This window comes from Streptomyces sp. NPDC052020, assembly GCF_040680575.1.
Taxonomy (GTDB): Bacteria; Actinomycetota; Actinomycetes; order Streptomycetales; family Streptomycetaceae; genus Streptomyces.
In genome coordinates this window covers 142,762-159,568 of the sequence record NZ_JBFAWY010000012.1, presented here as the reverse complement: position 1 = coordinate 159,568, position 16,807 = coordinate 142,762, and the positions used below count along the sequence as shown (strand labels likewise).

The 16,807-nt window shown below is 72.0% G+C and carries 18 protein-coding genes and 1 pseudogene; 16 read left to right on the top strand and 3 right to left on the bottom strand.

The genetic code is table 11. From position 1 onward, the window contains the following. The first annotated feature begins 21 nt into the window (after positions 1–21). From map to truA, 9 genes and pseudogenes are all read left to right on the top strand, one after another. On the top strand, positions 22–858 hold the full coding sequence (gene map, locus AB0L74_RS15495) for a type I methionyl aminopeptidase (RefSeq protein ID WP_365651072.1): 837 nt from the start codon (positions 22–24) through the stop codon (positions 856–858). 100 nt (positions 859–958) lie between these two features. Further along, positions 959–1,117: pseudogene (locus AB0L74_RS15490) on the top strand (type I methionyl aminopeptidase); the annotation flags it as partial. A gap of 152 nt (positions 1,118–1,269) precedes the next feature. Continuing rightward, complete coding sequence (infA, locus tag AB0L74_RS15485; protein ID WP_003948620.1) at positions 1,270–1,491, top strand: translation initiation factor IF-1; 222 nt, start codon at positions 1,270–1,272, stop codon at positions 1,489–1,491. A 66-nt stretch (positions 1,492–1,557) separates the two neighbouring features. Further along, on the top strand, positions 1,558–1,671 hold the full coding sequence (rpmJ, locus tag AB0L74_RS15480) for a 50S ribosomal protein L36 (protein WP_003998809.1): 114 nt from the start codon (positions 1,558–1,560) through the stop codon (positions 1,669–1,671). Between the two features lie 198 nt (positions 1,672–1,869). Then, positions 1,870–2,250: a 30S ribosomal protein S13 gene (gene rpsM, locus AB0L74_RS15475; RefSeq protein ID WP_019526959.1), complete on the top strand. Its 381-nt coding sequence runs from the start codon at positions 1,870–1,872 to the stop codon at positions 2,248–2,250. A gap of 63 nt (positions 2,251–2,313) precedes the next feature. Continuing rightward, a complete protein-coding gene (gene rpsK, locus AB0L74_RS15470) occupies positions 2,314–2,718 on the top strand; it encodes a 30S ribosomal protein S11 (RefSeq protein ID WP_003956432.1) in 405 nt (134 codons plus the stop codon). Between the two features lie 151 nt (positions 2,719–2,869). After that, positions 2,870–3,892 carry a DNA-directed RNA polymerase subunit alpha gene (locus tag AB0L74_RS15465; RefSeq protein ID WP_009715858.1) on the top strand — a complete coding sequence of 341 codons (1,023 nt, stop codon included), beginning with the start codon at positions 2,870–2,872 and terminating at the stop codon, positions 3,890–3,892. A 204-nt stretch (positions 3,893–4,096) separates the two neighbouring features. Next, a complete protein-coding gene (gene rplQ, locus AB0L74_RS15460; protein WP_365651066.1) occupies positions 4,097–4,591 on the top strand; it encodes a 50S ribosomal protein L17 in 495 nt (164 codons plus the stop codon). A gap of 74 nt (positions 4,592–4,665) precedes the next feature. Continuing rightward, positions 4,666–5,523, top strand: a complete 858-nt coding sequence (gene truA, locus AB0L74_RS15455; protein ID WP_365651063.1) for a tRNA pseudouridine(38-40) synthase TruA — start codon at positions 4,666–4,668, stop codon at positions 5,521–5,523. A 25-nt stretch (positions 5,524–5,548) separates the two neighbouring features. Here the strand turns inward: truA and AB0L74_RS15450 are convergent, their stop codons facing one another. Next, positions 5,549–6,430 carry a hypothetical protein gene (locus tag AB0L74_RS15450; RefSeq protein ID WP_365651060.1) on the bottom strand — a complete coding sequence of 294 codons (882 nt, stop codon included), beginning with the start codon at positions 6,428–6,430 and terminating at the stop codon, positions 5,549–5,551. 84 nt (positions 6,431–6,514) lie between these two features. Here AB0L74_RS15450 and AB0L74_RS15445 point away from each other — a divergent pair, with 84 nt between their 5' ends. The 4 genes from AB0L74_RS15445 (at position 6,515) to glmM (ending at position 10,524) form a co-directional block, all read left to right on the top strand. Further along, entirely contained in the window at positions 6,515–7,732 is a 1,218-nt protein-coding gene (locus tag AB0L74_RS15445) for a glycosyltransferase 87 family protein (protein ID WP_365651057.1), read from the top strand. Between the two features lie 208 nt (positions 7,733–7,940). Then, complete coding sequence (gene rplM / locus AB0L74_RS15440; protein ID WP_365651054.1) at positions 7,941–8,384, top strand: 50S ribosomal protein L13; 444 nt, start codon at positions 7,941–7,943, stop codon at positions 8,382–8,384. 42 nt (positions 8,385–8,426) lie between these two features. Then, positions 8,427–8,939 carry a 30S ribosomal protein S9 gene (gene rpsI / locus AB0L74_RS15435; RefSeq protein ID WP_003998795.1) on the top strand — a complete coding sequence of 171 codons (513 nt, stop codon included), beginning with the start codon at positions 8,427–8,429 and terminating at the stop codon, positions 8,937–8,939. A 226-nt stretch (positions 8,940–9,165) separates the two neighbouring features. Continuing rightward, positions 9,166–10,524 carry a phosphoglucosamine mutase gene (gene glmM, locus AB0L74_RS15430; RefSeq protein ID WP_365651050.1) on the top strand — a complete coding sequence of 453 codons (1,359 nt, stop codon included), beginning with the start codon at positions 9,166–9,168 and terminating at the stop codon, positions 10,522–10,524. A gap of 6 nt (positions 10,525–10,530) precedes the next feature. Here glmM and AB0L74_RS15425 read toward each other — a convergent pair whose 3' ends face one another. Together AB0L74_RS15425 and coaA are read right to left on the bottom strand one after the other, a co-directional pair. Then, positions 10,531–11,481: a DUF389 domain-containing protein gene (locus AB0L74_RS15425; RefSeq protein WP_365651046.1), complete on the bottom strand. Its 951-nt coding sequence runs from the start codon at positions 11,479–11,481 to the stop codon at positions 10,531–10,533. A gap of 16 nt (positions 11,482–11,497) precedes the next feature. Further along, positions 11,498–12,466 (bottom strand): type I pantothenate kinase, encoded by a 969-nt coding sequence (gene coaA, locus AB0L74_RS15420; protein WP_365651212.1) that lies wholly within the window; start codon positions 12,464–12,466, stop codon positions 11,498–11,500. 190 nt (positions 12,467–12,656) lie between these two features. Between coaA and glmS the strand changes: the two genes are divergently transcribed. From glmS to AB0L74_RS15405, 3 genes are all read left to right on the top strand, one after another. Then, on the top strand, positions 12,657–14,504 hold the full coding sequence (gene glmS, locus AB0L74_RS15415) for a glutamine--fructose-6-phosphate transaminase (isomerizing) (RefSeq protein ID WP_365651043.1): 1,848 nt from the start codon (positions 12,657–12,659) through the stop codon (positions 14,502–14,504). A 111-nt stretch (positions 14,505–14,615) separates the two neighbouring features. Further along, positions 14,616–14,987 (top strand): holo-ACP synthase, encoded by a 372-nt coding sequence (locus tag AB0L74_RS15410; protein ID WP_365651040.1) that lies wholly within the window; start codon positions 14,616–14,618, stop codon positions 14,985–14,987. A 334-nt stretch (positions 14,988–15,321) separates the two neighbouring features. Next, positions 15,322–16,767, top strand: coding sequence for an NAD(P)H-hydrate dehydratase (locus tag AB0L74_RS15405; RefSeq protein ID WP_365651037.1), 1,446 nt, complete (start codon positions 15,322–15,324; stop codon positions 16,765–16,767). Positions 16,768–16,807 lie beyond the last annotated feature (40 nt).

The following is a 16,807-nucleotide window of genomic DNA, read 5'->3' as shown; positions in this document are numbered from 1 at the left end:
CCCAGAAAGGCCGCAGTCCCCATGGTGCAGATCAAGACCCCCGAGCAGATCGCCAAGATGCGCGAGGCGGGGCTGGTCGTCGCCGCCATCCACGCGGCCACGCGCGAGGCCGCCGTGCCCGGCGCCACGACCAGGGACCTGGACCAGGTCGCCCGCAAGGTGCTCGCGGAGCACAACGCCAAGCCGAACTTCCTCGGCTACGGCGGCTTCCCGGCGACCATCTGCACCTCGGTGAACGAGGTCGTCGTCCACGGCATCCCCTCCGACGACGTCGTCCTCAAGGACGGGGACATCATCTCCATCGACTGCGGCGCGATCATCGACGGCTGGCACGGCGACGCCGCCTTCACGGCGTTCGTGGGCTCCGGTCACGCACCGGAGCTGGTCGAGCTCTCCCGGGTGACCGAGGAGTCGATGTGGGCCGGCATCGCGGCCATGAAGCAGGGCAACCGGCTGGTGGACATCTCCCGGGCCATCGAGACCTACATCCGCCGCCAGCCCAAGCCGGGCGGCGGCCGGTACGGGATCATCGAGGACTACGGCGGCCACGGCATCGGCACCGAGATGCACATGGACCCCCACCTGCTGAACTACGTCGACCGGCGCCGCGGCAAGGGCCCGAAGCTGGTCCCCGGCTTCTGCCTGGCCATCGAGCCGATGGTGTCGCTGGGCACGCCCAAGACGGCGGTCCTGGAGGACGACTGGACGGTGGTCACCACCGACGGCACCTGGTCCTCCCACTGGGAGCACTCCGTGGCCCTGACGGAGCAGGGCCCGCTGGTCCTGACGGCGCCGGACGGCGGCAAGGCGAAGCTCGCCGAGTACGGAGTCACGGCGGCGCCCGATCCTCTGGCCTGACGACGGTGCGACGACCGCCGGCCGGAGGCCGGCGCAGCCGCTCGAAGCCTGTGAGGCGCCCTGGGCGCCGAGCCCGCGAGAGCGGCGTCAGGGATGGGTCGACTGGACGGTGGTCACCACCGACGGCACCTGGTCCTCCCACTGGGAGCACTCCGTGGCCCTGACGGAGCAGGGCCCGCTGGTCCTGACGGCGCCGGACGGCGGCAAGGCGAAGCTCGCCGGGTACGGCGTCACCGCGGCCCCCGACCCCCTCGCATGATGACCTCCGCCATGGGGCAGACTTCCTCGTTTCGCCTTTCCGGGTGTGCTGACGTAGACTGACTCGTCGGCTCTAGTGCACCCGCATGCCTGCATGCGCTCGAAGTGGTGCATCCCGGAGTCGATCAAGGTAGTCGATTCGAAGGGCGAAGCGTGGCCAAGAAGCAAGGTGCCATCGAGATCGAGGGCACTGTCGTCGAGTCTCTTCCGAACGCCATGTTCAAGGTCGAGCTCCAGAACGGCCACCAGGTCCTGGCACACATCAGCGGCAAGATGCGTATGCACTACATCCGCATCCTCCCTGACGACCGGGTCGTGGTGGAGCTGTCTCCGTACGACCTGACGCGTGGCCGGATCGTCTACCGGTACAAGTAGATCTTGCCCACGCCTCGCGCCTCGGCGTGGGGCCGCCGGCAACTGACCCGGAGAACCTCACATCCCATGAAGGTCAAGCCGAGCGTCAAGAAGATCTGCGACAAGTGCAGGGTGATCCGCCGCCACGGTCGGGTCATGGTCATCTGCGAGAACCCGCGCCACAAGCAGCGCCAGGGCTGACGCACGACCGACCGCACCCTCTGCACCGCTATCGCAGAGATTCGCGCGACGCGAGCTGAATATGTTCATACGCAGAGCCCAAGCCGCAGCCGCGGCTTGACACCCCCGGTTCGGAGGCCGGGGACCCGGTTCGTACCTGATACGGCGGCCGGGAACCGGCTCTGTGGAAGACCTCCGAAGATCACCAGGAGCCATTGAATGGCACGCGTTTCCGGTGTTGACATCCCGCGCGACAAGCGCGTGGAGATCGCCCTCACCTACGTGTTCGGCATCGGCCGGACCCTTTCGCAGCAGACGCTGGCGGCGACCGGCGTCGACCCGAACACCCGCGTTCGCGACCTGACCGAAGAGCAGCTCGTCGCGATCCGCGAGTACGTCGACAACAACATCAAGACCGAGGGTGACCTCCGTCGCGAGATCCAGGCCGACATCCGCCGCAAGGTCGAGATCGGCACGTACCAGGGTCTGCGGCACCGCCGCGGTCTGCCCGTCCGCGGCCAGCGCACCAGCACCAACGCCCGCACCCGCAAGGGCCCGCGTCGCGCCATCGCCGGCAAGAAGAAGCCGGGCAAGAAGTAGTCCGCAGCGGACGCCTGTCCACGGTCTTCGCTGTAGGACCGACCACCTCCGTAGGAGTTAGAGATGCCCCCCAAGGGACGTCAGGGCGCTGCCAAGAAGGTGCGCCGCAAGGAAAAGAAGAACGTCGCTCACGGCCACGCGCACATCAAGAGCACGTTCAACAACACGATCGTGTCGATCACGGACCCGTCCGGCAACGTGATCTCCTGGGCCTCCGCCGGCCACGTCGGCTTCAAGGGCTCGCGGAAGTCCACGCCGTTCGCCGCGCAGATGGCCGCCGAGTCGGCTGCCCGCCGCGCCCAGGAGCACGGCATGCGCAAGGTCGACGTGTTCGTCAAGGGCCCGGGTTCCGGTCGTGAGACCGCCATCCGCTCGCTCCAGGCGACCGGTCTCGAGGTCGGCTCCATCCAGGACGTCACCCCGACCCCGCACAACGGCTGCCGTCCGCCGAAGCGCCGCCGCGTCTGACGCACGGCTGCCTCACAGGGCTGGTTCCGGGCGGTACGGCTCCGTAAAAGGGCCGTGCCGCCCGTACCCTTGCACTACCCGCACTCTCCCGGGTGCGGCTGAGTCGGGCGTCATATAGCGGGCGCCCCCGACTGAAGGATCTGATCCCCACATGCTGATCGCTCAGCGTCCCTCGTTGACCGAAGAGGTCGTCGACGAGTTCCGCTCCCGGTTCGTGATCGAGCCGCTGGAGCCGGGCTTCGGCTACACCCTCGGCAACTCCCTCCGCCGCACCCTCCTGTCGTCGATCCCCGGTGCCGCCGTCACCAGCATCCGGATCGACGGTGTCCTGCACGAGTTCACCACCGTGCCGGGCGTCAAGGAGGACGTCACCGACCTGATCCTCAACATCAAGCAGCTGGTCGTGTCGAGCGAGCACGACGAGCCCGTGGTGATGTACCTGCGCAAGCAGGGTCCGGGTCTGGTCACCGCCGCCGACATCGCGCCGCCGGCCGGTGTCGAGGTGCACAACCCCGACCTCGTCCTCGCCACGCTCAACGGCAAGGGCAAGCTGGAGATGGAGCTGACCGTCGAGCGCGGTCGCGGCTACGTCTCCGCCGTGCAGAACAAGCAGGTGGGCCAGGAGATCGGCCGTATCCCGGTCGACTCCATCTACTCGCCGGTGCTCAAGGTCACCTACAAGGTCGAGGCGACCCGTGTCGAGCAGCGCACCGACTTCGACAAGCTGATCGTCGACGTCGAGACCAAGCAGGCCATGCGTCCGCGCGACGCCATGGCGTCGGCCGGCAAGACGCTGGTCGAGCTGTTCGGTCTGGCCCGCGAGCTGAACGTCGACGCCGAGGGCATCGACATGGGCCCGTCCCCGACGGACGCCGCGCTCGCCGCCGACCTGGCGCTGCCGATCGAGGAGCTGGAGCTCACGGTCCGCTCCTACAACTGCCTCAAGCGCGAGGGCATCCACTCCGTGGGTGAGCTCGTCGCCCGCTCCGAGGCCGACCTGCTCGACATCCGCAACTTCGGTGCGAAGTCGATCGACGAGGTCAAGGCGAAGCTGGCCGGCATGGGCCTGGCCCTGAAGGACAGCCCGCCCGGATTCGACCCGACCGCCGCCGCCGACGCCTTCGGCGCCGACGACGACGCGGACGCCGGATTCGTCGAGACCGAGCAGTACTAAGAGCTCGGACCTATCGGTCCGTAGTCGGGTGCGGGTGCGCTGTGGCTTGTCGCGCTCACGCGACGGAGTCGCACCTCGACACCGCCCCGCGCCCCTTCCGGGGCGCCCCTTCGGGGCTGCCCCGGATCTCCGACAGGCGACCGCCTGCTCGGATACTGACCCCGGTACCTGACACGGCCGGGGCAGACACCTAGGAGAGACACGATGCCGAAGCCCACCAAGGGTGCCCGTCTGGGCGGCAGCGCCGCGCACGAGAAGCTGATGCTCGCGAACCTCGCGAAGTCGCTCTTCGAGCACGGCCGTATCACCACCACCGAGGCGAAGGCCCGCCGTCTGCGGCCGTACGCCGAGCGTCTGATCACCAAGGCGAAGAAGGGCGACCTTCACAACCGCCGTCAGGTGCTCCAGGTCATCACGGACAAGAGCATCGTCCACACGCTCTTCACCGAGATCGGCCCGCGGTACGAGAACCGTCCGGGTGGCTACACCCGTATCACCAAGATCGGCAACCGCCGTGGTGACAACGCGCCCATGGCCGTCATCGAGCTGGTCGAGGCGCTGACGGTGGCGCAGCAGGCGACCGGTGAGGCCGAGGCCGCGACGAAGCGCGCGGTCAAGGAGGCCGAGGAGGCCAAGGTCGAGGAGACCAAGGCCGACGAGGCCGCCGAGGCTCCGGCCGAGGAGGCCAAGGACGCCTGAGGCACCGCCTCGCGCTGAGCGGGTCCGCCCTTCGCGGGGCGGGCCCGCTTTCGCGTACCTGAGAGGATCTGCATGTGAGTGACGAAGTACAGCCCGGACACGTCCGCATCCGCCTCGACCTGTCCTACGACGGCACCGACTTCCACGGCTGGGCCAAGCAGGCCGGCGGCAAGCGGACCGTGCAGGGCGAGATCGAGGACGCGCTGCGCACGGTCACGCGGACCAGGGACACGACGTACGAGCTGACCGTGGCCGGGCGTACGGACGCGGGGGTGCACGCGCGGGGTCAGGTGGCCCACGTCGACCTGCCCGGGGAGCTGTGGGCCGAGCAAAAGGACAAGCTGCTCAAGCGGCTGGCCGGGCGGCTGCCCAAGGACGTGCGGGTGTGGTCGCTCACCGAGGCGCCCGCCGGGTTCAACGCCCGGTTCTCCGCGATCTGGCGCCGGTACGCCTACCGGGTCACCGACAACCCGGGCGGGGTGGACCCGCTGCTGCGCGGGCACGTCCTGTGGCACGACTGGCCGCTGGACGTCGACGCCATGAACGAGGCCGCGCGGGGGCTGCTGGGCGAGCACGACTTCGCCGCCTACTGCAAGCGGCGGGAGGGCGCCACCACCATCCGCCGGCTCCAGGAGCTCAGCCTGGTGCGCGGTGCGGACGGGGTCATCACGGCCACCGTGCGGGCCGACGCGTTCTGCCACAACATGGTGCGCTCGCTGATCGGGGCGCTGCTGTTCGTCGGCGACGGCCACCGGCCGCCCGAGTGGCCCGCCAAGGTGCTGGCCGCGGGCGTACGCGACTCGGCCGTGCATGTCGTACGGCCGCACGGGCTGACCCTGGAGGAGGTCGGCTACCCGGCGGACGAGCTGCTGGCGGCGCGGAACCTACAGGCGCGGCGGAAGCGGTCGCTGCCCGCCGCCGGGTGCTGCTGAGCGGCGGCGGGCAGGCCGCGGCGGGCTATCCGACCGCCGCGGCGGCCGACGCCTGGGCCTCGCCCCGGCGCCGGATCTGGCGGAAGGCGAACTCGGCCAGGTCGTCACCGGCCCGGAAGACCCGGGTGTCCTTGGTCGTCACGTCCTTGCCGGTGGTGAAGCCGGAGATGGTGAAGTAGGCGTAGCGGCCGTAGGCGTTGGTCGTGGAGCGGCAGATGGCGCCGGTGCAGAACGGCTGCACGCCGTCGCCGGTCAGGGGGCTGACGATGCTCTTCTTGTCGGCCTGGCTCCTGGTCCTGGCCGCCTGGGCCGCCGTGTCGAAGACGGCCACGCCGACCGTCACGGCGACGTCGTCCCTGGTGTAGGTGACCCGCATCAGGCGGGTGCAGCCGTTGCCGGTGAGGACCGCCGGCAGGGTCTTCTGGGCGGCGGAGGCGCAGGCGCGGGTGTCGGCGGTCGGGCCCTTCTTGTACACCGTCTCGCCCATGGTGAGCTGCGTGCCGGGGAAGAGGATCTCCGGGCCGAGCGGCGCGGTGTCCTTCTTCGCGCTGGAGATGAAGTCCTTGGGGTTCAGGGGCGGCGGGGCGGTGGTCGGGGCGAAGGACGGGGCCGAGGCCGACTCGCTCGGGATGTCGGCGGTCGAGGGCCCGCCGGTGGGGTCCGCGCTCTTGCCGGATCCGCCGGCGGAGACCACGGCCACGGCGACGGCCGCCGCGACGGCCACGGTGGCCAGCGCGCCACCGCCGATGAACAGCAGGCGGCGTCGCTTGGCGCGGGCCTCGGACGCCTCGGCGAGCGCCGCCCAGTCCGGGGTGTCGCCGCCTCCCGCCAGGGGCTGCTGTGACTGCTGAGAGTGCGGTGTCCAGGGATCCCACCGGGAGTCGGGTCCCCCCTGCCCAAAGCTCATGGGGCGCATCTTAGACGGGACAGGGGGCACGCTGGTCCGCGCTGGTCCGCTGCCACGGGGCCCGGAGCCCCTAGCGTTCCTCCCATGCGGACGGGCAAAAGCGACATCTCCGGGTGGTTGGTGCGACCGGCGGGTCGGTACCTGTGGGCGGCGCTCGCGGTGGTGCTGGGCGCGCTCGCGGCGCACGCGGCACGCGCGACCCCGGACGGGGGCATGGACAACGCGATCGTCGTCCGGGCCGCCCGGACCTGGCTGGCCGGCGGCGATCCGTACGACGACCCCCACTTCCTGTATCTCCCGAGCGCGGTCCTGGCCGCCGTGCCGCAGGCCCTGCTGCCCGGAGCGGTGCTGCGGGTGCTGGTGCCGGCCGCGGTGACCGGCCTGCTGGTGCTGGGCTGGGCCTGCGCCCTGCGGCTGCACCGGGTCGCCCTGGGCAGCCGGTTCGCCGTCCTGGGCCTGATCGGGCTGGCGGCCGGGTTCGCGCCGTTCGGGCATCTGGTGCGGCTGGGCAACTGGACGGTGACCGCCGCGGTGGCGCTGCCGCTGTGCCTGCTCCTGGCGGGCCGGGGCCGGTGGGCGGCGGCGGGCGCGGTCGTCGGCGCCGCCATCGCGCTCAAGCCGCTGCTGGCGCCGCTGGCGCTGCTGTTCCTCTTCGCCGGGCGCGGCCGTGCCCTCGGGGCGGTGGTCCTGGTGCCCGCGCTGGCGTCGGCGGGGGCGGCGCTGCTCATGCCGGACCCGGCCGGCTTCCTCACCCGCACCCTGCCGTTCCTGCTCCACGGCGACGACGGCTTCGTACGGCTCTACGAAGCCTCTCCGGCGGCCGTGCTGCCGCGTCTGGGGGTGCCGGGCCCGCTCGCCGAGGGGATCGCGGCGCTCGCGGCGGTCCTCGGGGCGGGGTGCGCGTACCGGCGCTGGCGCCGCGCCGGGCCCGGCCCGCTGCGGCTCGCGGAGACCGCCGCCGGTCTGATGCTCTCGGCGTTCCTGGTCTCCCGGCCCTCCTACGACCACTACCTCCTGGTCGTGCTGCCGCTGCTGCTGGCCGGGCTGCCCTACGAGGGGTCGGTGGCCCGGCGGCCCTGGTTCTGGCTCGCCCTGGTGCCGCAGCTGCCCGGTCTGACCTGGCCGTTTCTGGAGACGGGGCGGCGCCGGGCGTTCAAGGACGCGGTGACCCTGTGCGTGCTGGCCTGGACGGTGGCGCACCAGGCGGTGCGGGGCCGCGGCGGGAGGGGGCCGCGAGGGGAGGGAGCCGCCTACACTGGAGGAGCCGACCGGCCGGTGCGGGTGCCGACAGCCCCGTTTTGACCCGGCCGCCGCGCCGCAGGTATCCTGCACTTTCGTTATGTGTATTGGCTTGCTCATTCTCACGTGAGGGGCCCTTACACCGGTCCACCGGGCCGATGACCAGCGACCAGGCACGCGGCTTGCGTCACCGCTGTGCGGTCTAGGCTGTCGTGATCGTCTTCGGTGACCTTGTCAGGACCATTCACTGAAGAAGCGAAGGCTACGAACCGTGCGTACGTACAGCCCCAAGCCCGGCGATGTGACGCGCCAGTGGCACGTCATCGACGCTCAGGACGTTGTCCTGGGCCGTCTCGCCTCCACCGCCGCCACGCTCCTGCGGGGCAAGCACAAGCCGATCTACGCGCCGCACGTCGACGCTGGTGACTTCGTCATCATCATCAACGCCGACAAGGTGCACCTGTCCGGCAACAAGCGGACCCAGAAGATGGCCTACCGCCACTCCGGCTACCCGGGTGGTCTGCGCTCCGTCCGCTACGACGAGCTGCTGGCCAAGAACCCCGAGAAGGCCGTCGAGAAGGCCGTCAAGGGCATGCTTCCCAAGAACACCCTGGGCCGTCAGATGCTCTCGAAGCTGAAGGTCTACTCGGGCGACCAGCACCCGCACGCTGCCCAGCAGCCGGTGCCGTTCGAGATCACCCAGGTCGCGCAGTAAGTCCGGCCACCCCCTAAGACTGAAGAGAATCTGAGGAGAATCGTGGCCGAGACCACTGCCGAGCAGCCGCTCGAAGAGCTTGACATCGACAGCTACACCACCGAGTCCGAGGTCCCCGTCGAGGGCGAGTACACCTCGGAGTCCCTGGCCTCCCGCTTCGGCGAGCCCCAGCCGGCCGCCGGCCTGGGCCGTCGCAAGAACGCCATCGCCCGTGTCCGGATCGTCCCGGGCACCGGCAAGTGGAAGATCAACGGCCGCACCCTCGAGGACTACTTCCCGAACAAGGTGCACCAGCAGGAAGTCAACGAGCCCTTCAAGGTGCTCGAGCTCGAGGGCCGTTACGACGTCATCGCCCGCATCGCGGGCGGCGGTGTCTCCGGTCAGGCCGGTGCGCTCCGTCTCGGTGTCGCCCGCGCCCTGAACGAGGCCGACGTCGACAACAACCGCGGTCCCCTGAAGAAGGCCGGCTTCCTGCGCCGCGACGACCGCGCGGTCGAGCGGAAGAAGGCCGGTCTGAAGAAGGCCCGCAAGGCTCCGCAGTACAGCAAGCGCTAATCTCAGTCGCCTGCTCGTACTCCGAACGCCCCGGCGGCACGCCACAGTGCTGCCGGGGCGTTCGTCTATCACGGCCGGTGGGCGTATAACGGCACAAAGCGCTCATGGGCTTGTGCGATCGGATGGCCGGGCAGGGCGGTGACATCGCCTGCCTGGGATGCGGAGGGCGCGTGCGTGGGCCGCACCGGCACGGCCTTCCGGAACTGATGCTTCCTCAGGAGGACAAGTGGGACGACTCTTCGGCACGGACGGCGTGCGCGGTGTCGCCAACGCGGACCTGACGGCCGAGATGGCGCTCGGCCTCTCCGTCGCCGCGGCGCACGTACTGGCCGAGGCGGGCACGTTCGAGGGACACCGGCCGACCGCGGTGGTCGGGCGGGACCCGCGCGCGTCCGGGGAGTTCCTGGAGGCCGCCGTGGTCGCGGGCCTGGCCAGCGCCGGTGTGGACGTGCTGCGGGTCGGCGTGCTGCCGACGCCCGCGGTGGCGTACCTGACCGGCGCGCTCGGCGCCGACCTCGGCGTGATGCTCTCCGCCAGCCACAACGCCATGCCGGACAACGGCGTCAAGTTCTTCGCCCGCGGCGGCCACAAGCTCGCCGACGAGCTGGAGGACCGGATCGAGGCCGTGTACGAGGAGCACCGCACCGGTGCTCCCTGGGACCGCCCGACCGGTGCCGGAGTGGGCCGGGTGCGGGAGTACGCCGAGGGGTTCGACCAGTACGTCGCCCATCTCGTCGGCGCCCTTCCCAACCGGCTGGACGGGCTGAAGATCGTCCTGGACGAGGCGCACGGCGCGGCCGCCCGGGTCTCGCCGGAGGCGTTCGCGCGGGCCGGCGCCGAGGTGATCACGATCGGTGCCGAGCCGGACGGGCTCAACATCAACGACGGCTGCGGTTCGACCCACCTGAGCCTGCTGAAGGCCGCCGTCGTGGAGCACGGCGCCGACCTCGGCATCGCGCACGACGGTGACGCCGACCGCTGCCTGGCCGTGGACCACACCGGCAGCGAGGTGGACGGCGACCAGATCCTCGCCGTGCTGGCGCTGGCGATGCGGGAGCGTTCCGCCCTGCGCGCCGACACCGTCGTCGCCACCGTCATGTCCAACCTGGGCTTCAAGCTGGCCATGGAGCGCGAGGGCATCCGGCTGGTGCAGACCGCGGTCGGCGACCGGTACGTCCTGGAGGAGATGAAGGACAAGGGCTTCGCCCTCGGCGGCGAGCAGTCCGGGCACGTCATCGTCCTGGACCACGCCACGACCGGCGACGGCACGCTGACCGGCCTGCTGCTGGCGGCGCGGGTCGCCGAGAGCGGCCGTACGCTCCAGGACCTCGCGTCCGTCATGGAGCGGCTGCCGCAGGTGCTCATCAACGTGCCGGACGTCGACAAGTCCCGGGTGGGCACCTCCGCGGAGCTGGCCGCCGCGGTGGCCGAGGCCGAGCGCGAACTGGGCTCCACCGGTCGGGTGTTGCTGCGTCCCTCCGGCACCGAGCCGCTGGTGCGGGTGATGGTCGAGGCAGCCGACATCGAGCAGGCGCGGACGGTGGCCGGGCGGCTGGCCGACGCGGTGAAGTCGGCGCTGGGCTGAGCCCTTCTAATACGGCTGGTCCGGCTTGGTCATGCGCGGGCGCTGGCTCGCCCAGAGGGCCTTCTGGGCGAGCAGCGTCAGCGTCCCGGCGAGGACGATGCCGAGCAGGTTCAGCAGGAGCTGCTCGGTGGAGTGCACCGTCTGCCCCATGTCGCCGTAGAAGAGGGCGACGGCCGCGTTGGCGGCGGCCGGGACCGTGGTGACGGAGATGGCGACGCCGACCAGGGCGCCGGACTTCGCGGAGGTCAGGGAGAGGGTGCCCGCCATGCCGGCGAGGACCGCCACCACGAAGGAGAACCAGTCGGGGGCGTAGACGAAGCCGGTCTGCGGCCGCTCGCCCTCCAGTTTCGCCTCGGTGAACAGGCCGACGGCGTCCATGAACCAGCTGAAGGCGACCGTCACCGCCATCGCCACCGCGAAGCCCACCACCAGCGCGATCAGCGACCGCAGTGCCAGGCGGGAGGCCCGCCGCACCAGGGCCGTGCAGAAGCCGGCCAGCGGACCGAACTCCGGGCCGACCGCCATCGCGCCCACGATCAGGATGGCGTTGTCCAGCACCACACCGCAGGCCGCGATCATCGTGGCGAGGGTGAGGAAGGCGACGTAGGTGATGGAGAGCGTCGACTCCTCGTGCGTGGCGTCCGCGAGGTGCTCCCACAGGACCGCGTCCGCGGCCTCGCCCGGTGCCTCCTCCTCGGCCTTCTCGGCCCGCCGCGACAACGACAGGCCGATGTTCTCCACGGCGATCGAGCCCGTACGGTCCAGGCCCAGCGCCCGCAGTTCGCCGATGAGTTCGTCGCCCGCCTCGCGGGCCACGTCGCACAGCACCACGTCCCCGGCGGGGCTGCGGGCGGCGCCCGGAAGGACGACCAGATGCGTGGTGCCGACCGTCCGCTCGATCACGCGGACCACCTCGTCGGTCCGGTCGGCCGGGCAGATCAGGCGCACATGCAGCATGGCGGCAGCGTAACGGTCACAGTTTGCGCAGGCTCAGCCGTTGCACCTTGTGGTCCGGTCCCTTGCGCAGGACCAGGGTGGCCCGGCCGCGGGTCGGGGCCACGTTCTCGATGAGGTTGGGCTTGTTGATGGTCCGCCAGGTGGTGCGGGCGTAGTCCAGCGCCTCCTCCTCCGACACCTGGGTGTACTTGCGGAAGTACGACGAGGGGTTCTGGAAGGCGGTCTGGCGCAGCTTCCTGAAGCGGCTGAGGTACCAGCGCTCGATGTCCTCGGGGCGGGCGTCGACGTACACGCTGAAGTCGAAGTAGTCGGCGAGGCCGACCCGGGTGCGGCCGTCCTTGCCGGGCAGCGCGGGCTGGAGGACGTTGAGGCCCTCGACGATGAGGATGTCGGGGCGGCGCACGACGAGTCTCTCGCCGGGGACGATGTCGTAGATGAGGTGGGAGTAGACGGGGGCGGTCACCTCCTCCTTGCCGGCCTTGATGTCGGCGACGAAGCGGGTCAGCGCCCGGCGGTCGTAGGACTCGGGGAAACCCTTCCGCGACATCAGGCCGCGCGCCTGGAGCTCCTTGGTGGGCAGCAGGAAGCCGTCCGTGGTCACCAGCTCGACGCGCGGGTGCTCGGGCCAGCGCCGCAGCAGGGCTTGCAGGAGGCGGGCCACGGTGGACTTGCCGACGGCGACGGAGCCCGCGACCCCTATGACGAACGGGGTGCCGGACTGGGAGCCCTGTTCGCCGAGGAAGGTGTTGAGCGCGCCGCGCAGGCCGTCCGTGGCGCCGACGTAGAGGTTGAGCAGCCGGGACAGCGGGAGGTAGATGTCCCGCACCTCGTCCAGGTCGATGACGTCACCGAGGCCGCGCAGTTTCTCGACCTCCTCGGCGGTCAGCGGCAGCGGCGTCTTGTCACGCAGCGCGCTCCACTCGGCGCGGGTGAGGTCGACGTAGGGAGTCGCCTCCGGCCTGTGCCGGTGGGCGCTCCGGGGCATCGAGGAGGCCGGAGAGATCACAGTCCATTGTTAACGGAGTTCGCGGGGGGCGTCAGGTGGGGTGGGTCACGTCCGGTGGGGCACGTCCGGCGGCCCCGTTCCCGCCGGCGCCTCGTACACCGGTGGGAATTTCCGATTTCGGGCACGCGAAGCCGGGTTCGGCGCGCGAGCCCGCCGTAGGCTGCCGCCCATGTGCGGAATCGTGGGATACGTGGGGACGCGGCCGGCGCTCGATGTCGTGATGGCCGGGCTGAAGCGGCTGGAGTACCGGGGCTACGACTCGGCGGGCGTCGCCGTGCTCGCGGACGGCCAGCTCGCCACCGCCAAGCGCGCGGGCAAGCTCGTCAACCTGGAGAAGGAGCTGGCCGAACGGCCCCTTCCCATCGGCACGACCGGCATCGGCCACACCCGCTGGGCCACCCACGGCGGCCCCACCGACGCCAACGCCCACCCGCACCTGGACAACGCGGGCCGGGTCGCCGTCGTCCACAACGGCATCATCGAGAACTTCGCCGCGCTCCGGGCCGAGCTGGCCGGGCGCGGGCACGAGCTGACCTCCGAGACCGACACCGAGGTCGTCGCCCATCTGCTCGCCGAGGAGTTCTCCTCCTGCGCCGACCTGGCCGAGGCGATGCGGCTGGTGTGCCGGCGGCTGGAGGGCGCGTTCACGCTGGTGGCCGCGCACGCCGACGAGCCCGGCGTGGTCGTGGGCGCGCGCCGCAACTCGCCGCTCGTGGTCGGCGTGGGGGAGGGCGAGTCCTTCCTCGCCTCCGACGTCGCCGCGTTCATCGCCCACACCCGGGACGCGATCGAGCTGGGCCAGGACCAGGTCGTCGAACTGTGCCGGGACGGCGTGACCGTCACGGACTTCGACGGCGGCCCGGCCGAGGTGCGCGCCTACCACGTCGACTGGGACGCCTCCGCCGCCGAGAAGGGCGGCTACGCCTCCTTCATGCTCAAGGAGATCGCCGAGCAGCCCAGGGCGGTCGCCGACACGCTGCTGGGCCGCATCGACGCGTCGGGCTCCCTGACGCTGGACGAGGTGCGGATCTCCGCCGCCGAGCTGCGCGAGATGGACAAGGTCGTCATCGTCGCCTGCGGCACGGCCTTCCACGCCGGGCTGATCGCGAAGTACGCCATCGAGCACTGGACGCGGATCCCCTGCGAGGTCGAGCTCGCCAGCGAGTTCCGCTACCGGGACCCCATCCTGGACCAGCAGACGCTGGTCATCGCCATCTCCCAGTCCGGCGAGACCATGGACACCCTGATGGCCCTGCGCCACGCCCGCGAGCAGGGCTCCAAGGTGCTGGCGATCTGCAACACCAACGGCTCGACCATCCCGCGCGAGTCGGACGCGGTGCTGTACACCCACGCGGGACCGGAGGTCGCGGTCGCCTCGACCAAGGCGTTCCTGACGCAGCTGGTGGCGTGCTACCTGGTCGCGCTCTACCTGGGCCAGGTGCGGGGCACCAAGTGGGGCGACGAGATCCTGGCCGTCATCCGGGACCTGGCGCGGATCGGCGGCGCGGTGGAGCGGGTCCTGGAGACCATGGAGCCCGTGCGGGAGCTCGCGCGCTCCCTCGCCGGCAAGGACACCGTGCTCTTCCTGGGGCGGCACGTGGGCTATCCGGTGGCGCTGGAAGGCGCGCTCAAGCTCAAGGAGCTCGCCTACATGCACGCCGAGGGCTTCGCGGCGGGCGAGCTGAAGCACGGGCCGATCGCGCTGATCGAGGAGGACCTGCCGGTGGTGGTCGTGGTGCCCTCGCCGCGCGGCCGCTCCGTCCTCCACGACAAGATCGCGTCCAACATCCAGGAGATCCGGGCGCGCGGCGCGCGCACCATCGTCATCGCCGAGGAGGGCGACGAGACGGTCGTCCCCTACGCCGACCACCTGGTGCGCGTCCCCGCCACGCCGACCCTGCTCCAGCCGCTGGTGACGACCGTGCCGCTCCAGGTCTTCGCCTGCGAGCTGGCGACGGCGCGCGGGAACGAGGTGGACCAGCCCCGGAACCTGGCGAAGTCGGTGACGGTGGAGTGAGCGGCCGGCCCACCCCGGAGCCCGGCCCGTGCGGGCCGTGACGGCCGGGCGCCCCGGGACCCGCCCGATGGCGCGGAAGGGGCCGTTCGGGCACCTCGTAAGGTGCTCGCCATGAGCATCATCGGGGTCGGTATCGACGTGGCCGGGATCGAGCGGTTCGAGGAGTCGCTGGAGCGTACGCCCAATCTGGCCCGGCGGCTGTTCCGCGACAGCGAGTTGCTGCTGCCCAGCGGGGAGCGCCGGGGCGTCGCCTCCCTGGCCGCCCGTTTCGCCGCCAAGGAGGCGCTGGCCAAGGCGCTCGGCGCGCCCGCGGGGCTGTACTGGACGGACGTGGAGGTCTACGTCGAGGCCAGCGGGCAGCCCCGGCTGCGGGTGAGCGGCGCGGTGGCGGCCCGGGCGGCCGAACTGGGGGTGCGGTCCTGGCATGTGTCGCTCAGTCACGACGCGGGGGTGGCCTCCGCGGTGGTCGTCGCGGAGGGATAGCCGCCGCCCGCCCGGGGCGGGCCACCCGGGCGCGAAGTGGCGCGGCGGCCCCCGGCTGGGCTAATATCGATCTTGAGCGAGCCGCCCGGCGGGCGGTGACCCGGCCCGCGTTGGTGGTCCAAGGAAAGACGCCCCGCTTCCTGCGGGGAGATGCAGGTGCAAGGCCTGCCCGGCGCTCGATGACGAACCCCGGTCCTGTCACAGGGCCGGGGTTCGCCGTTTCTCCGGGGTCCGCACGCGGGTCCGGCGGAGCCGAGCAGCCCGAGCCCGGGACCCGGTGTGTTTCCCCGCCGGTTGCGGCAGGGGCATCGGCGTACGGGGCACACTCGACGGCATGCGTACTGCGTACAGCGTGGAGACGGTCAGGGCGGCGGAGCGGGAGCTGATGGCCGGGCTTCCCGACGGGACACTGATGCGGCGGGCGGCGGCCGGGCTCGCCGCCGTCTGCGCGGAAGTGCTCGGGCGGGTGTACGGCAGCCGGGTCGTGCTGCTCGTCGGCAGCGGGGACAACGGGGGTGACGCCCTGTACGCCGGGGCGCGGCTCGCCCGGCGGGGCGCGGGGGTGACGGCGGTGCTCCTCGCGCCGCGGCGGGCGCACGCCGCGGGGCTGGCCGCGCTGTGCCGGGCCGGCGGGTCCGTCGCGGACGCCGGCGCGGCGGACCGGGTGATCGAGCGGGCCGACCTCGTCGTGGACGGCATCGTCGGCATCGGCGGGAAGGGCGGGCTGCGGCCGGACGCCGTCCCGCTCGCCGCCGCGGCCGAGCGGGCCCGGGCCGCCGTCGTCGCCGTCGACCTGCCGAGCGGCGTCGACGCGGACACGGGGGAGGTGCACGGAGCCGCCGTACGGGCCGATGTGACGGTGACGTTCGGGACGTACAAGCCGGGGCTGCTGATCGATCCCGCGCGGCAGTACGCCGGGTCCGTACGGCTGGTCGACATCGGGCTGCGGCCCGAACTGCCCGCCGACGCCGACCTGGAGGCGCTCCAGCACGCGGACGCGGCCCGGCTGCTGCCGGTGCCGGCGAGCGAGAGCGACAAGTACCGGCGCGGGGTCGTGGGCATCGCCGCCGGGTCCGCGCGGTATCCGGGAGCGGCCGTCCTCGCCGTGTCCGGCGCGCTGCGGGGCGGGGCCGGGGCTGTGCGGTACGTCGGGCCCGCCGGGAACGCCGTGATCGCCCGCTTCCCCGAGACGCTCGTGTCCGACCAGGGGCCGGGGCGTGCCGGGCGGGTGCAGGCGTGGGTCGTCGGGCCGGGCGCCGGGGACGACGCGGCGGCCGTGGCGGAGGTCCTGGCGGCGGACGTCCCCGTGCTGGTCGACGCGGACGGGCTGCGGCTGGCCGACCGGGACGCCGTACGGGCGCGCCGGGCACCGACCCTGATGACCCCGCACGCCGGGGAGGCCGCCGCGCTGCTCGGCGTCAGCCGGGAGGAGGTCGAGTCGGCGCGGCTGGCCTCGGCCAGGGAGCTGGCGGCCCGCTACCGGGCGACCGTCCTGCTGAAGGGGTCCACGACGGTGGTGGCCGGCCCGGAGCGCGGGCGTCCGGTGCGGGTGAACGCCACGGGGACGTCCTGGCTGGCCACCGCCGGGAGCGGGGACGTGCTCTCCGGCCTGGCGGGCTCGCTGCTCGCCGCGGGGCTCTCGGCGCGGGACGCGGGAAGCGTGGCGGCGTACCTGCACGGGCTGGCCGGACGGCTGGCGGCCGAGGAGGCGCCGGTGGGGGCGCACGACGTGGCGGAGGCGCTTCCCCGGGCGTGGCGGGACGTCGTACGGGAGCGGTGACGAGGGCGGGCCGCGGTGTGGCGGGAGTGGCGGCGCGGAG

Bases quoted from the DNA above. Each gene is read 5' to 3' on its own strand.
- rpsM (WP_019526959.1), top strand. From the start codon at position 1,870: ATGGCACGCGTTTCCGGTGTTGACATCCCGCGCGACAAGCGCGTGGAG.
- map (WP_365651072.1), top strand. From the start codon at position 22: ATGGTGCAGATCAAGACCCCCGAGCAGATCGCCAAGATGCGCGAGGCG.
- rpsK (WP_003956432.1), top strand. From the start codon at position 2,314: ATGCCCCCCAAGGGACGTCAGGGCGCTGCCAAGAAGGTGCGCCGCAAG.
- AB0L74_RS15410 (WP_365651040.1), top strand. From the start codon at position 14,616: ATGAGCATCATCGGGGTCGGTATCGACGTGGCCGGGATCGAGCGGTTC.
- AB0L74_RS15445 (WP_365651057.1), top strand. From the start codon at position 6,515: ATGCGGACGGGCAAAAGCGACATCTCCGGGTGGTTGGTGCGACCGGCG.
- AB0L74_RS15425 (WP_365651046.1), bottom strand. From the start codon at position 11,481: ATGCTGCATGTGCGCCTGATCTGCCCGGCCGACCGGACCGACGAGGTG.
- AB0L74_RS15405 (WP_365651037.1), top strand. From the start codon at position 15,322: ATGCGTACTGCGTACAGCGTGGAGACGGTCAGGGCGGCGGAGCGGGAG.
- AB0L74_RS15465 (WP_009715858.1), top strand. From the start codon at position 2,870: ATGCTGATCGCTCAGCGTCCCTCGTTGACCGAAGAGGTCGTCGACGAG.
- AB0L74_RS15450 (WP_365651060.1), bottom strand. From the start codon at position 6,430: ATGAGCTTTGGGCAGGGGGGACCCGACTCCCGGTGGGATCCCTGGACA.
- rpmJ (WP_003998809.1), top strand. From the start codon at position 1,558: ATGAAGGTCAAGCCGAGCGTCAAGAAGATCTGCGACAAGTGCAGGGTG.
- rplQ (WP_365651066.1), top strand. From the start codon at position 4,097: ATGCCGAAGCCCACCAAGGGTGCCCGTCTGGGCGGCAGCGCCGCGCAC.
- glmS (WP_365651043.1), top strand. From the start codon at position 12,657: ATGTGCGGAATCGTGGGATACGTGGGGACGCGGCCGGCGCTCGATGTC.
- coaA (WP_365651212.1), bottom strand. From the start codon at position 12,466: ATGCCCCGGAGCGCCCACCGGCACAGGCCGGAGGCGACTCCCTACGTC.